The organism is Alloyangia pacifica, assembly GCF_900116195.1.
GTDB classification, from domain to species: Bacteria; Pseudomonadota; Alphaproteobacteria; order Rhodobacterales; family Rhodobacteraceae; genus Salipiger; species Salipiger pacificus.
In genome coordinates, this window is record NZ_FOZW01000015.1 from 69,890 (window position 1) to 84,331 (window position 14,442).

The 14,442-nt window shown below is 62.2% G+C and carries 11 protein-coding genes; 7 read left to right on the forward strand and 4 right to left on the reverse strand.

Annotated elements, in window-relative coordinates; all coding sequences use genetic code 11:
- The first annotated feature begins 3 nt into the window (after window positions 1–3).
- From BM397_RS24725 to BM397_RS24740, 4 genes are read left to right on the forward strand one after another with little or no spacing between them, the layout of a single operon-like run.
- Complete coding sequence (locus BM397_RS24725; RefSeq protein WP_092430701.1) at window positions 4–858, forward strand: sugar phosphate isomerase/epimerase family protein; 855 nt, start codon at window positions 4–6, stop codon at window positions 856–858.
- Window positions 859–890: 32 nt separating this feature from the next.
- A complete protein-coding gene (locus BM397_RS24730; protein WP_256218780.1) occupies window positions 891–1,739 on the forward strand; it encodes a PfkB family carbohydrate kinase in 849 nt (282 codons plus the stop codon).
- Window positions 1,736–3,157 (forward strand): NAD(P)/FAD-dependent oxidoreductase, encoded by a 1,422-nt coding sequence (locus BM397_RS24735; protein WP_092430697.1) that lies wholly within the window; start codon window positions 1,736–1,738, stop codon window positions 3,155–3,157. Before BM397_RS24730 ends, BM397_RS24735 begins: the two co-directional genes overlap by 4 nt.
- A gap of 21 nt (window positions 3,158–3,178) precedes the next feature.
- Complete coding sequence (locus tag BM397_RS24740) at window positions 3,179–4,294, forward strand: ABC transporter ATP-binding protein (RefSeq protein ID WP_092430695.1); 1,116 nt, start codon at window positions 3,179–3,181, stop codon at window positions 4,292–4,294.
- Window positions 4,295–4,491: 197 nt separating this feature from the next.
- On the opposite strand, the gene mgrA is transcribed toward BM397_RS24740, so the two are convergent.
- The 4 genes from mgrA to BM397_RS24760 all read right to left on the reverse strand — a co-directional run bounded on the left by mgrA (window position 4,492) and on the right by BM397_RS24760 (window position 10,746).
- Window positions 4,492–5,520 carry an L-glyceraldehyde 3-phosphate reductase gene (mgrA, locus tag BM397_RS24745; RefSeq protein WP_092430693.1) on the reverse strand — a complete coding sequence of 343 codons (1,029 nt, stop codon included), beginning with the start codon at window positions 5,518–5,520 and terminating at the stop codon, window positions 4,492–4,494.
- 26 nt (window positions 5,521–5,546) lie between these two features.
- Window positions 5,547–6,878 (reverse strand): NAD(P)/FAD-dependent oxidoreductase, encoded by a 1,332-nt coding sequence (locus tag BM397_RS24750; RefSeq protein ID WP_245696245.1) that lies wholly within the window; start codon window positions 6,876–6,878, stop codon window positions 5,547–5,549.
- A 179-nt stretch (window positions 6,879–7,057) separates the two neighbouring features.
- The gene (locus BM397_RS24755; RefSeq protein ID WP_092430691.1) at window positions 7,058–8,695 is read right to left on the reverse strand and encodes a hydantoinase B/oxoprolinase family protein; all 1,638 of its coding nucleotides are present in this window, start codon (window positions 8,693–8,695) and stop codon (window positions 7,058–7,060) included.
- Window positions 8,692–10,746, reverse strand: a complete 2,055-nt coding sequence (locus tag BM397_RS24760; RefSeq protein WP_092430689.1) for a hydantoinase/oxoprolinase family protein — start codon at window positions 10,744–10,746, stop codon at window positions 8,692–8,694. The genes BM397_RS24755 and BM397_RS24760 overlap by 4 nt, the downstream gene beginning before the upstream one ends.
- Window positions 10,747–11,417: 671 nt before the next feature.
- Between BM397_RS24760 and BM397_RS24765 the strand changes: the two genes are divergently transcribed.
- The 3 genes from BM397_RS24765 (at window position 11,418) to BM397_RS24775 (ending at window position 14,408) form a co-directional block, all read left to right on the forward strand.
- Window positions 11,418–12,434 (forward strand): TRAP transporter substrate-binding protein, encoded by a 1,017-nt coding sequence (locus BM397_RS24765; protein WP_092430687.1) that lies wholly within the window; start codon window positions 11,418–11,420, stop codon window positions 12,432–12,434.
- Between the two features lie 71 nt (window positions 12,435–12,505).
- A complete protein-coding gene (locus BM397_RS24770; RefSeq protein WP_245696244.1) occupies window positions 12,506–13,090 on the forward strand; it encodes a TRAP transporter small permease in 585 nt (194 codons plus the stop codon).
- 13 nt (window positions 13,091–13,103) lie between these two features.
- Window positions 13,104–14,408 (forward strand): TRAP transporter large permease, encoded by a 1,305-nt coding sequence (locus BM397_RS24775; protein WP_092430683.1) that lies wholly within the window; start codon window positions 13,104–13,106, stop codon window positions 14,406–14,408.
- Window positions 14,409–14,442: the final 34 nt, after the last annotated feature.

Below are 14,442 nucleotides of genomic sequence, written 5' to 3' on the forward strand. Positions count from 1 at the left end.
GAAATGACAACCCTCGCATCTTCTCAGTTGATCGGAGCGAACTTCACCTTCCAGCACCACACTTTCGATGCCTGTCTAGACGCGATGCACAAGTTTGGCTTCACCCGCATCGAACTATGGGGCATTGCTCCCCACTTGGATGTCTCGCGCGCCACCGGGTCCGACGTGACCCGGCTGAACCGGGTTCTTAGGGCGGCCAAGATCGGCGTGCGCTGCCTGACGCCAGAACAAGTTGCCTATCCGGTCAACATCGCCAGCGGCGACCCGAGCTGGCGAGACGCAAGCATCGCGCATTTCCTTCGCGCTGCCGAGATCGCGGCCGAACTAGAAGCTGACTATCTGTTTCTCACGCCGGGACGCGGATACGAAAATGCGCCTGCCAAGGACGCCTGGAGCCGCTCGAGCGACGCCCTGGCACGAATTGCAGCCCGCGCATCCGAGCTTGGGCTACGGTGCCTCCTCGAGCCGTTACAACGGGTCGAGTCGAACGTCGCCAATAGTGCGGCCGAACTGGATGAACTTCTCGGCGAGCTTCCCGGCGACAATTTCGACGTCGTGCTCGATACCGTTGCGATCGCGGTAGCTGGGGACTCCGTCGCGGACTATCTCTCTCGGTTCGGGAATCGCCTTGCCCATGTCCATATTGTCGATGGTACGCCTTCGGGCCATCTCGTATGGGGCGATGGCACGCTACCGCTCGGCAGCGTGATCACTGAATTGACGCAGGCGAAATACGCCGGAACGCTGACCTTCGAAGCTATCGGAGCACCATCCTACGCACTTGATCCGATGGGGGCTTGGCAGCGCAACCTGACTGCGATTACGCCCTTCATGGATCGCACGGAGGACGCTGCATGAGACCTTCCGTAAGCAATTCCCTAGGCGCTCCATTGATCACGGTCGGGGATAACTGCCTCGACGTGTACGTGGACAAGAACCTGATGGCAGTAGGCGGCAATGCACTCAACGTGGCCGTGCAATGGGCCCGAGCAGGGCATCCTGCCCTGTACCTCGGAGCGATCGGAAACGATCCCGAAGGCGACATCATGTTTGAGCAGATCTCCCGCACCGGCCTATCCACCGACGGGATCGAGCGTCGAACAGGCGGCACGGCCGTCACCCTGATCCGGGAGCGTGACGGTGATCGACGTTTCCTCCTAGAAGACCTTGGCGTAGGCGAATGTTACGAGCCCATCCCGGAAAGCTACGCGGCACTTCAGCAGGCTGGGTGGGTTCACTTGGGCACCCATTCGAGCCCGAGACTTGTGAACCGACTGGTTGCCGACGCTATTCCGTTCAGTATCGACATCTCGACGGAGCGTACCGGGTTCTCTCTAGCCGGCGTCAGCATCGTCTTTGCCTCTGGACCTGAGAACAAGGCACAACCAGTGTCTCCGATCCTGGATCGCCTGCACGCCGACGGTGCCGAGACTGTGGTTCTGACCTGTGGCCCACGAGGTGCTTTCTTCTCGAAGGGCGGTCTGAGACGCTCTGCACCCGCCCATCCCGTGCAGGTCGTCGATACCTGCGGCGCAGGCGACAGCTTCATTGCACGCTTCCTTGCCGACTTTGCCGTCGCAGGCCTGGATCCTGAAATTGCAATGGCGGCCGCGACAGAAGCAGCCGCGCTCACCTGTCAGCATGCCGGAGGCTTCCCACAGCCATTGCGAAAGGTGCCCGGCTGGTTGCCTTCGAAATACAAAGACTTGATTGCGGGCACGAAGGAGACCTCCAGATGACCGCTATTCCTCTGCGCACACCTGTTCTCGCGGCCCCCGGGGACCGGTCCTTCTGGCTCCAGGATATCGGGGCGAAGCCGGTCACAAAGCCACTGGAGGGTGCCCACAGGACGGACATCGCCATCGTCGGAGGTGGATATACCGGCCTCTGGACCGCACTCCGCCTGCGGGCGTTGGCGCCGGAGCGCTCAGTCACCGTTCTAGAAGCGGGCACCTGCGGTTGCGGCGCCTCGGGGCGCAACGGAGGGCAAGTGCATTCGTGGTATGCCGAAATCGACGCATTGACATCAGTAGTCGGGATCGAAGAGGCCCAACGGCTTTGCGCAGCGACAGCCGAAGCCATCGAGGAACTCGCGGAATTGCAGGCGAGTGGTACGATCGACATGGACCTGCGACTGCGCGGATGGCTATGGACGGCAAGCTCGACGGCCCAGGAAGGTGCCTGGGACAGCGCTGTCGAGATGACGGAGAAGTGTGCCACCAACACGTTCCGGCCGCTTAGCGCGGAAGAAATCCTGCAACGGACCGGCTCCCCAGTCTCCTATCTCGGCGTTTCGGAGGAACGCGCCGGCTCGCTTCAACCGGCCAAACTTGCGCTCGGGCTCCGCGATCTTGCGATCTCCCGCGGCGTCAAGATCCATGAAGGCTCGGTAGTAAGAAACATTGTTCCTGGCACTCCTTGCGAGTTGCAAACCGGGATCGGGACGCTAACGGCGGACACGCTCGTACTTGCCACGAACGCTTGGCTGTCTTGTATCCCGGAACTTCACCGCCACATGTTCACGGTGCAGAGCCAGGTTATCGCTACCGAGCCGACAGGACCTTTCCTGGATCGTCTCGGATTGCAGGAAGGTGTCGCCGTCTGCGATTCCCAAAGACAGGTGACTTACTATCAGCGCGATCAAAACGGCCGGCTGATCTTCGGTCATGGCAGTGGACGGATCTGCTACAACGATGCTTTCGGCGCCGAATTCAATCGAAGCAAGGAGGGCGGTCGCGATAACCGGGCAGAACTCAAGAGGCTCTACCCCGACCTTCGGGATACCCGCATCACCCATGACTGGGCGGGACCCATCGATTGCACCCCGGACCACGTGCCTGCGTGTGGCAGCCTTACAGGGCACAGGAACATTATCTTTGGGCTTGGCCTGAACGGGACCGGGATCGCGCAGGCTCCCGTCGTCGCGCGTATTCTGGCCAGTATGGCGTTGGGTCGTAGCGACGAATGGAGCCGGAGCGGGCTTGTCGGCCTAGCGCAGCGAAGGACACTGCCACCGGAACCGATCCGCTACATTGGCGCCCGTATTGTACGCGCGGCAGTCAGACGTCGCAATGCCGCGGAGATCCGCAATCGGCAACCCAATCCACTCGTGCGTTACCTGTCGGACCTTGTCTCCGGCCACGAGCAAAAATCCTAACGACACCGGAGTGCCCCAAAAATGGCCGAGATGACCATTCGACAGCTCAAGAAATCCTATGGCACATTCGATGTGCTCCACAGCATCGATCTCGATGTTCACACAGGGGAATTCATGGTCTTTGTAGGACCTTCCGGCTGTGGCAAGTCGACACTTCTGCGGTGCATTGCGGGGCTGGAGGACATCAGCGCTGGCGAATTGCGCATAGAAAACCAACTTATGAACGACGTGCCGCCATCCAAGCGCGGCATCGCGAAAGTATTTCAGAGCTACGCGCTCTATCCACACATGACCCTTTTCGACAATATGGCCTTCGGTCTGAAAATCGCGGGTGTTCCCAAGGCTGAGATAAAGGCGCGCGTTTCTCGCGCAGCCGAAGTCCTCAAGCTGACGCCATATCTTGATCGCTATCCAAGGGCGCTTTCCGGTGGACAGCGCCAGCGTGTCGCCATTGGTCGCGCCATCGTGCGCGATCCTCGCGTGTTTCTCTTCGACGAGCCACTATCGAACCTTGATGCCGCCTTGCGTGTCGCGACCCGGATCGAGATCGCTAAACTTAAAGAATCGATGCCCGACACAACAATGATCTACGTCACCCATGATCAGGTCGAGGCGATGACCCTGGCAGATCGTATCGTGGTTTTGAAGGATGGGCAGATCGAGCAAGTCGGCAGCCCGCAGGACCTGTACCGCAATCCTGCCAACGTCTTTGTCGCGCGCTTCATCGGTTCCCCCGCTATGAACATCCTCTCCGGAGAAGTTGCCGACCAGTCCGACGAGACCATTTCAGTTCGACTCTTCAATGGCGTAAAGGTTGCTATCGAGCGGGGTGAGATGCGGGTCGGGGAAGCGGTTCAGGTGGGCGTCCGCCCTGAGGATCTCACTGTCGCACACGCGCAGGATGCGCTGATTGACGCCACAATCGACCATGTGGAGCATCTGGGCGAGGTGCAGCTTGTTCACAGCAAAATTGGTGAACATTCGGATCTACTCGTGGCTAAGTTGCCAGGTGAGATTCCTTTAAACCGCGGCGCCCAGATCAAGCTCGGCGCAGCATCAACTGTGCTGCACCTCTTCGACTCAGAAGGCCGGCGCATCAATGGCCCCGCTAGCAAAATGCATATCCTGCCGAACTAGGTAAATCGTATCCGCCGTCTCTGTCCCATTGATGCGAGAGTTGACCCTACCATTTTTGCGGTGAGCGTCACTAGCAGGTCAACAGTCCTTGACGCGATCTTTGTGAGCGAGGCCAGTGGCGCCCGGGCGGGCGTCCAGTCAGCATGATGGCCCGCCCCCTCGATTGGAAGGGGCGGACCCGGATAGGAGATTTCCGGTCAGCTGTTGGTGGCACCGGCCCAGAGGTTGATGTCACCCTCGACGGCGTAGCGGTCGATCTCGGCCAATTCCTCGGTGGTGAATTCGAGGTTTTCCAGCGCGCCGACACAGTCGACGACCTGCTGTGCCTTGGACGCGCCGATCAGGGCAGAGGTAATCGCCCCGCCGCGCAGGCACCACGCGATCGCCATCTGCGCCAGTGTCTGGCCACGGCCTTCAGCAATGCGGTTCAGCTGACGAATGTTCTCGATGTTTTCCTCGGACAGGAAGCCTTCGCTCAGTGTCGTTCCTCGGGCGCCACGGCTGTTTTCGGGCACGCCCTTCAGATACTTGTTGGTCAGCATCCCCTGCGCCAGCGGCGTGAAGACGATGGATCCCATGCCGATTTCCGCAAGCGTGTCCTTCAGCCCGTCGCGTTCGATCCAGCGGTTGAGCATGTTGTAACTCGGCTGGTGGATCAAGCAGGGTGTTCCGAGATCCTTGAGGATCGCGGCAGCCTTGCGCGTCATTTCCGAATTGTAGCTGGAAATGCCGACATAAAGTGCCTTGCCCTGACGCACGATGCTGTCCAGCGCGCCCATGGTTTCCTCGAGCGGGGTGTTCGCATCAAAGCGGTGCGAATAGAAGATGTCGACGTAGTCGACACCGAGGCGCTTCAGCGACTGGTCGCAGGACGCCATGAGGTATTTGCGCGACCCACCATCACCATAAGGCCCGGGCCACATGTCCCAACCCGCCTTCGACGAAATCAGAAGCTCGTCCCTATAGCCCTTGAAGTCGGTGCGCAGAATTTCCCCGAACGCCTCTTCGGCGGAGCCTGCGGGCGGGCCGTAGTTGTTGGCGAGATCGAAGTGGGTGATCCCGAGGTCAAAGGCGGTCTGGCAAATCGCGCGCTTGGTGTCATGCGGCGTGTCGTGGCCGAAGTTGTGCCAAAGACCCAGCGAGATCGCCGGAAGCTTTAGCCCGCTCGCGCCGCAGGTGTTGTAGGTCATCTTTTCGTAGCGGGTTTCGCTTGGCGAATAGGTCATGGATTGTCCTTCCATCCTTGGTCTCGTCAGTTCGTGTGGGACGCAGCGCGCGGGCCTGGCGCTAAGGCGTAGGCCTGCTTTGGCTCCCATGCGGCAAAGCGCTTCGTGGAGCGGAAGCGGTTGTATTTGAAGGGGGTCGGATCAACGGTCGGACGGTCCCCCGCTATCAGTTCCGCCATCAGCTGGCCAACTGCGGGACCCGCACCGAAGCCATGGCCCGAGAGGCCCGCCGCGATATAGAGGCCCGGGATCTGTTCGACTCCGTCAATCACCGGCACTCCGTCCGCCGTCGCGTCAATTGCGCCACCCCAGGCATGCGTCACCCGCGCATCGCGCAGGGCGGGCAAGGTCTCCCGCATCCCTTTCAGGGCGCGGTTGAGCATCCAGTCCGAAGGTTCGGGGTTCAATACCCGCACCACCTCGAAGGGTGTCATCTGGTCGAGGCCCCAGCGCTTGCGCGCCATGAGTTCTTCGAAGAAGTCCTTGCCGAAGCGAAGGCTCAGTTCACGCCAACTCTTGAGGAAGACAGGCAAATAGTCGGTGAACAGGCGGAAGCTGTCCGGCGTGATCGGCGCGATGTTGATGTTGCGCGGACCCACGGTATACCCGCCGTCCATCCGTTTGCGCAGGCCAAAGGCTGCGCCGCCCATGGGGAAGTCAGGGCCGTTGTGAAGATTTCCTGAGACGGCTTCGACGCGCGCAGCCGCGGCAATGATGTTCAGTTGCGGCAGGTGCACACCCATGTTCAGCAGGAAGGGGCGGGTCCAGACACCTCCGGCGACCACCACGGCAGAGCATTTGATTGTGCCCTTTTCGGTAACCACCGCAGAGACGGCGCCGCCGGTCTTCTCGAAGCCGCGCACCGCACATCGCGTGACGATCTTTGCCCCCAACCGGCGAGCGGCGTCGGCAAAGGCAGGCACGGCAAGCGCCGGTTCCGCGCGCCCGTCCGTCGCCGTATGCAGGCCATAATTTTGACCCGGCGCAATTCCCGGAACGATGTCCTCGATTTCGCGGGCAGTCAGTTCACGCAAGGGCAGGCCGTATTCCTTGCCGGTCCTGGCCCAGCCCTCGGCCTGTTTGACTTCCCAGTCCTTCTTGCAGACGTAGACGATGCCGGTTTCCTTGTAGCCCGCTTCGATCCCGAAACGGTCCTTGAGCGTGCGCCAGAGGTTGAGGCTCTGGATTGTCAGCGGCATCTCGAGCGGATCACGGCCCATCTGGCGGGTCCAGCCCCAGTTGCGCGACGACTGCTCGGCGGCAATTTCACCCTTTTCGCACAGGGTGACACGGACGCCCTTCTCCGCGAGGAAAAGCGCGGTCGACACGCCCGCCGTGCCGCCGCCGATGACCACCACATCAGTTTCGGCCGGAAGCTCGGACTCGCTCGCGACCGTGTTCAGCGAGGGGACGAACCCTCTGGTTTCACTGTTAATCATCATAAATTCTTTGCTCAGGAGGAGTTTGTTCGCGGCGTGTCTGCGGGACGGCCACGGATCATGTTCCGTGACCGCCCCTCGATGCGCTGCTAGGTCCGTCAGGCGCCGAGACCGAAGGTCGCCTTGGCGGCCGCGGCGCTGACGCGGCCCTCCGCGATGTCGCGCAGGACGGACTCTTCGGGGCGTTTCGCCGGATCACCGTAGCCACCGCCACCCGGGGTGGTGATCGACACGATCTGCCCGGGCTTCAGGTCGACCATCCCCGCGAAAGTCGTCCGCCCGTCGCCGAAGTCGAGCGTGGTGCCCTTGGCACTATGGCCGCCGTCGAGGCCCCAGGGCTGCGACCCCACGCGGGAGCTCTCGACGGTGAAGCGGCAGGCCTTCTCGGCACGGTAGACGCGCCTGACTCCCATGCCACCGCGGAACTGGCCCAGGCCTGCGCTGTCGTCCACGAGTTCGTAGCGCAGCAGCGTGAGCGGGTACTCCAGCTCCAGCGCCTCGACCGGCAGGTTCGAGGTGTTGGTCAGGCCGACATGGATGCCCGAGAGCCCGTCCGCGCCGGGGCGAGCGCCGCCACCGCCACCGATCGTCTCGAGGTAGACCCACATGTTGCCGTCGTCGTCCGCCCCGTTGAAGATCGCGCCGGTGCAGCAGCCGTTGCCGGCAGCCATGACCTTTCCCGGAAGCGCCTTGGCGAGCGCGCCGTAGACCAGATCGGTCACCCGCTGCGAGGCCGCGATCCGTCCCTCGACCGCCGCCGGATGGGCACAGTTGAGGATCGATCCCTTGGGCGCCGTCACGGTAAGCGGCCGCGCCAGACCCGCGTTTGGCAGGACGGTCGGATCAAGCACGGATTTCACCGTGAAATAGGCCGCCGCCAGAAGCGAGGTGTAGATCAGGTTCAGGCCGCCGCGAACCTGCGGCGGGCCATCGAAGGCCAGCAGCATCTCGTCGCCGGTGACGGTGATGTCGACCTTGAAGGTCATCGCGCCGGACCATTGGTTGCTGTCGAACTGGTCTTCGAAGCTGTAGGTGCCGTCGGGGATCGCCTCGATTGCAGCACGCATCTTGCGCTCGGCGTAGTCCTGCAGCGCGTCCCCGGCGGCGAGCACCTTTGCGGTGCCGTATTTGACGCAGAGGTCGCTCATCCGCTGCACGCAGAGGCGGTTCGCGGACATCTGGGCGCGCAGGTCCGAGATGCGCTCGCGCGGGACCTGGCAGTTGAGCAGGAACATCTCCTGCAGGTCGTTGTTGAGCACGCCCTCCCGGTAGAGGCGGACCGGCGGGATGCGGATGCCTTCCTGATAGATGTGCTCGTGGCCACGGTCGGCGAAGTCGGAGTGGTGCGCGGTGTTGACCGCCCATGCGACCAGCGTGCCTTCGACGAAGATCGGTTCCGCCAGCACGATGTCGGGCAAGTGCGTGGCGCCGCCCGCATAGGCGTCGTTGGCCATGAACACGTCGCCGGGCTTGATGTCGGCCATGTCGAAGCGGGCCTGAATCGCAGGGATCACGCCAAGGAATGAGCCGAGGTGCATCGGGATGTGCTCGGCCTGGCACAGCGTGTTGCCGCGATGGTCGAAGAGCGCGGTGGAGCAGTCGCGCCGCTCTTTGATGTTGGTGGAGTAGGACGCGCGCACCAGCGCCTCGCCCATCTCCTCGACGATGCTCTGAAGTGCCGAGCCGATCACCTCGACCGTGATCGGATCGATGGTCATTTTTTCGGTCGCGGTCATGCCTTCACCTCCAGGATCAGGTTGAGATAGGTGTCCACGGTGCCCGACATGTCTGGCAGGATAACCGTGGTGGTATCCATTTGTTCAACGATTGCAGGGCCCTGGATGACGTTTCCGGGGCGCAGCCTGTCCCGCGCATAGACCGCGCAGGACACGAAGTCGCCAGCTTCGGCCATATAGACATCGCGGGTGTCGATCTGCGCGGCCGAGGCATCGTGCCCCTCGACCGGCTGCGGCTTGAACTGGGCCTTGTTCACGACGCCGGCCGCCTCGAGACGCAGGGTGACGAGTTGAATCTGCTCGCCTTCCGCGACGAAGCCGAAGCGTTGGCGGTGCGCCGCCTCGAAGCCTTCCTCAAGTGCCTTGAAGGTCTCCGGGGTGATCGGACCGGCAGGCACAGCGACGGAAAGCTCGTAGTTCTGGCCCATGTAGCGCATGTCCGCGGTCCGCGTCATCACGCGGCGGTCCTCGGAGATCTCCTCGGCATCGAACCATGCGCCCGCCTGCCCCATGAGGTCGGCAAAGCCTGCATCGATGGAGGCAAGCGCGCTGTCGTCTAGCGGCAGCAGGCGCGAGATCGCGAAGTCGGCACGCAGGTCAGTGAGCAGCAGTCCGAGCGCGCAGAGCGTTCCCGGGGTCAGCGGCACGATCACCTTGCCCATGTCGAGCTCTCGGGCCAGACGTGCGGCGTGGAGCGGGCCCGCCCCGCCGAAGGCCATCAGCGCGTAGTCGCGCGGGTCGTGGCCGCGCTGCACCGAGATCACCCGGATCGCCTTCGCCATGTTTGCGGTCACCACCGAGATGATGCCCTGCGCGGTTTCCATCACGCCCAGGCCGAGCTTGTCGGCGAGGCGCTGTACGGACGCAACAGCCAGATCGCGGCGCACCTTCATGCGGCCTCCGAGGATCTCGACGGGGTTCAGCGTCTGAAGCACGATGTTGGCGTCGGTCACGGTCGGTTCTGTCGAGCCCAGGCCATAGCAGACCGGCCCCGGATGAGCGCCAGCCGAGCGCGGGCCGACCTTCAGCAGGCCGCCGCTATCGACATGGGCGATGGAGCCGCCGCCAGCGCCGACCGTGTGGATGTCGAGCATCGGCGCCTTGATCGGGTAACCGTGGACGTCGGCCTCGCCGGTAAGCTGGCAGACACCGTTCTGCAGCAGCGCCACGTCGGAAGAGGTGCCGCCCACGTCGAAGGTGATAATGTTGTCAAAGCCCGACATCTTGCCGATGGCCTGCGCAGCAACCACGCCGGTGGAGGGACCGGAGAGCACGGTGCGCACCGGCAGGTTCGCGGCGGTGTCGAAGCCGATCACGCCGCCGTTCGACTGGGTGAGCTGCGGCGCGATTTCCAGACCGATCTCTGCGAGGTTTTCCTTCAGGCGTCGGATGTAGCGCTGCATGACCGGCCCGAGGTAGGCATTGACCACGGTGGTCGACAGACGCTCGAACTCGCGGAACTCGGGCGCGACATCATGCGAGGTCGACACGAAGACATCCGGCAGCTCCTCGGCGATCACGCGCTTGGCGAGCTCTTCATGTTCAGTGTTGAGAAAGCCGTAGAGGAAGCACACGGCCAGCGACTTGATGTCCTGACCGGCAAGTTCGCGCAGCTCGGCGCGAAGCGCGGCCTCGTCGAGCGGCACATCAATGGTGCCGTCGTACTTCATGCGCTCGGGCACTTCGCGACGCAGATCCCGCGAGACCAGCTGCTCGGGCTTCTCGGCGTTCATGTCATAGAGATTCGGGCGTTTCTGACGGCCGATTTCCAGCAGGTCGCGAAAGCCGTCGGAGACGATGAGACCGGTCTTCACGCCGCGCAGCTCGATCAGCGCGTTGGTGGCAACCGTGGTTCCGTGACCGAGGAAGGACAGGTCCTTGGCGGTCTTGCCGACCTGGTCGAGGCCCTCGACCACACCCGTGGTGATGCCGCGCGAAGGATCGTCTGGCGTGGACGAGACCTTCCAGATTTCGACCTTGCCACTGTCTTCATCGAAGAGGCACACATCGGTGAACGTGCCTCCGGAATCTACGCCAATTCTCCAGGCCATTTCTGCCTTCCTACCTTTTGTTCAGGCCGCGCGCGCGGCCGCTTTCTGGAATATGTCGCGCCACCGCGCGACACGCGACGACGTCCTTTGCTGCTCTCGAGGGAAAGACCTCCGCTCTCGATGTACACGAAAAGTCGGTTCGTTCCCGCTCACCCCAAAATTGAACGTTGGGAAAAACGCGCAATAGAAACGATCAAGAAGCATCAAGGTAAGATCAAGGCAGCCGCAGTTCCGGCGGCGCCCCTGCACCGCGCTTGCTCCCAAGCGGAGCAAGGCGCCGAGTGCATTTGGCATAGAGCTCAAACTCGCGCCACGCAGAAATAGCAGGATTTGGGTATTCGACGACATGAATCACTACCTTGCTCCTAGGTGGTACCGGAGAATCGCGATCATCCCCGCTACGGAGCCTACCGTTGCTCATTTGTGGTCGAAAGTGAACGAAAAAGTTTTCAGCGATGACAGAATGTCGGGATACTGGCTAAGGCATGCCGAATTTTACAGAAAAAAAGTCAAATATGAGCATCATCCATCAGATTCTATGGCGGTAAGTGAAACTTTCTTGACGAATAGGGTCCAAATGTGCCTGCATACACGCATCATTGTGCACGCCTCAATGATCGGTGCGGCGAACGTATCCGCCCGAAACGAAAGCAATCGCAGGGAGCTTTACCATGACATTCACTCGTCGCGCGTTCATGCGCACCGCCACCGCTACCGGCGCGCTCGTCGCGTTGACCGGCCCCGCCCTCGCCAACGTCCGCTGGGACATGTCCGATGAGTACGGCGCCACGTCCCTCTCTGGCCAGGCGTGCAATTTCTTTGTGGAGGAAGTCAGCAAGAAGGTCGGCGACAAGCTTAGCATCAACTACCAGGGCGGCGGCGCCCTCGGTTACAAGTCGATTGACCATTTCGATGCCGTGCAGGATGGCGGCGTGCAAGCGGCGGTCACGCTGATGACGCAACTCGGCGGCATCGATCCCCTGTTCAACCTGTCGTCGCTACCCTTCATCGCCTCCGATCTCGACGAAGCCTACTTGCTTTGGCAGGCCGCCCGCGAAGAATATGCGAAGGTCTTCGAAGAGAACAACATGGTGCTGCTCTGGGCCATGCCGAACGCGCCCTCCGGCATCCACGCAAAGATGCCGATCACCTCGGAAGATGCCCTCAAGGGCCTGCGCGTGCGCACCTATGACGTGAACGGCACCCAGACTCTCAAGAACGCGGGCGCTGCGCCGTTGCAGGTTGCCTGGTCCGACCTGATCCCGCAGCTGTCGACCGGCGGTCTCGACGCGGTACTCACCTCTGCGGACGGCGCGATCCAGCTGTCGATCTGGGACTACCTGAGCGACTTCACCGAACTCAGCTACGCCATGGGCCTGTTCATGTGCCACGTGAACAAGGACGAGTTCGACGCCCTGCCCGAGGACGTTCAGGCCGCCATGCTCGAGACCATCGAGACCTGCGACGCCTACAACTGGGATATCATCCGCGCCTCGATCGACAAGGCCTACACCAAGATGGCCGAGAACGGCATGAACATCACCCGCAGCGCGGACGTGCCGCCAGAGGTCTTCGACTTCCTGAAAGCGGCCGGTGTTCAGGTGCGCGAGACCTGGCTGGCCGAGACAGGCGAGCGCGGCGAACGCATCCTGGCCCGCTTTGAGGAACTGAAGTCCCAGCAGGGTTGATCCTTGCTATCCTCCGCGCCCTGCACAGCGGGGCGCGGAGCCCCTAGGAATGACAAACCATGGAGCGTGCAGTGAGTCCCGTAGAGAAGCCTGAACTCCCCGAGATCGAAGAGCACCACCACCCCGACCGCAACGACGATCCGGCCTGGCTTGCCTCCATCGCTCGGCTGTCGACGATCCTCAACAGGACCGCGGCCGTCATCTCGGCGGTCCTTCTGGTCGCGATGACCCTTCTCATCCTGCTCGAGATCTGCATGCGGATGTTCTCCACCTCGACCTATATGGCCGATGTTCTGGTGGGCTTCGGCGTTGCCGCGATCACGTTCCTCGCCGCGCCCTGGGCGCTGGAGGAAGGCGCAATGATCCGCGTGACAGCCCTAACCGACACGCTCTCCGGTCCGCTGCGCTGGATCGTGGAGGCCTTCGCCCTCGGCTCTTCCGCGGCCATCATGGGGTTCCTCGCCATGCACCAGTGGAAGTCGGTGGCGAAGCTTTTCGAGCGCGGTTCGGTCAGCGAACACCTGATCCCGATCCCGCTCTGGATCCCCGAGAGCTTCTTCTTCGTGGGCCTTATCCTGCTGCTCCTGCAAATGCTCGTACGGGCGCTCCGACTCATCGTGGTCGGTCACGCCGAAGAACGCGCCCTGACCCTCTGATCGGGAGATTTCCATGTCCATCACGTTTTCCGCCACGGTCATCCTGCTGCTGCTCGTTCTCTTTCTCGGCTCCGGCGCGTGGATCTTCTCCGGCCTGATGCTGGTCGGGGCCTCGGCGATGTACTTTGTCCTCGACTTCAGCGCTGCCCGCATCGGGACCATTGCCACCAAGGTGATCTCTTCCTCCGCCATCTCGTGGGAGCTTGCAGCCATCCCGATCTTCATGTGGATGGGGGACATCATCTTCCGCACCGACATCTCGCAGCGGCTGTTCCGTGGCCTTGCGCCCATGGTGGCGCGCATCCCGGGCGGCCTGCTGCACACCAACGTCTTCGGCTGCACGGTCTTCGCCGCGATCTCGGGCTCGTCCACGGCAACCACGGCGACGGTGGGCAAGATCACCATCCCCGAACTTCAGGCGCGCGGCTACGACCTGCGCCTTGCCGCAGGCTCGCTGGCCGGTGCTGGCTCCTTCGGGCTGCTGATCCCGCCTTCGATTGCCATGATCGTCTACGGGGTCCTGGCCGAAGTCTCGATTGCCAAGCTCTTTGCCGGCGGCCTGCTGCCCGGCCTGATGATGGCAGGACTTTACGCGGGTTACATCGCGCTTGTCTCGCTGCTGCACCCCGAACGTGCCCCGCGCTACGAAGGCAAGGTGGACGCCCGCGCGATCGCGCGCGGCTTTGTCGAACTGTTGCCGATCATGCTGCTCATGTTCGTCGTGCTCGGGTCGATCTACTCGGGCATCGCCACGCCGTCCGAGGCCGCCGCGGTCGGCGTGTTCGGGGCCATCGTGATCACCATCGTCACCGGTCAGTTCACGCTCAAACTCATGCGTGACAGCCTTGCCGCGACCATCCGCGTCTCGGCCATGATCCTGATGCTGATCGCCGCATCCTCTTTCCTGTCGGCAGCAATCGCCTTCCTGCAGTTGCCCAATCAGATCACGCAGGCAATCTCGTCGCTCGATCTGTCGCCCTATGGCGTTCTGCTGATCCTCGCCGGTCTCTACATCGTGCTGGGCATGTTCCTCGACGGCACCTCGATGACCGTGATGACGGTACCCATCGCGGTCCCGCTCATCGTGCAGGCCGGTTTCGACCCGCTGTGGTTTGGCATCTACCTCGTCATCATGATAGAGATGAGCGCCCTGACACCGCCAGTGGGACTGAACCTCTTTGTCCTGCAGGGCCTCACGCAGCGATCGCTTGGGGAAACCGTGCGCGCGACGATGCCTTTCTTCCTGCTGCTGTGTCTCGGAACGGTCATTCTCGCGGTTTTCCCGCAGATCGTCCTTTGGTTACCTAGCCTGCTTTGACGCACTTAGTTACCGATAGTCAGGTCAAACCGAC

What these genes read in the sequence shown, in the direction of transcription:
- BM397_RS24765 (WP_092430687.1), top strand. Translation starts at nt 11,418, where the DNA reads ATGACATTCACTCGTCGCGCGTTCATGCGCACCGCCACCGCTACCGGC.
- BM397_RS24760 (WP_092430689.1), bottom strand. Translation starts at nt 10,746, where the DNA reads ATGGCCTGGAGAATTGGCGTAGATTCCGGAGGCACGTTCACCGATGTG.
- BM397_RS24740 (WP_092430695.1), top strand. Translation starts at nt 3,179, where the DNA reads ATGGCCGAGATGACCATTCGACAGCTCAAGAAATCCTATGGCACATTC.
- BM397_RS24725 (WP_092430701.1), top strand. Translation starts at nt 4, where the DNA reads ATGACAACCCTCGCATCTTCTCAGTTGATCGGAGCGAACTTCACCTTC.
- BM397_RS24735 (WP_092430697.1), top strand. Translation starts at nt 1,736, where the DNA reads ATGACCGCTATTCCTCTGCGCACACCTGTTCTCGCGGCCCCCGGGGAC.
- BM397_RS24775 (WP_092430683.1), top strand. Translation starts at nt 13,104, where the DNA reads ATGTCCATCACGTTTTCCGCCACGGTCATCCTGCTGCTGCTCGTTCTC.
- mgrA (WP_092430693.1), bottom strand. Translation starts at nt 5,520, where the DNA reads ATGACCTATTCGCCAAGCGAAACCCGCTACGAAAAGATGACCTACAAC.
- BM397_RS24755 (WP_092430691.1), bottom strand. Translation starts at nt 8,695, where the DNA reads ATGACCGCGACCGAAAAAATGACCATCGATCCGATCACGGTCGAGGTG.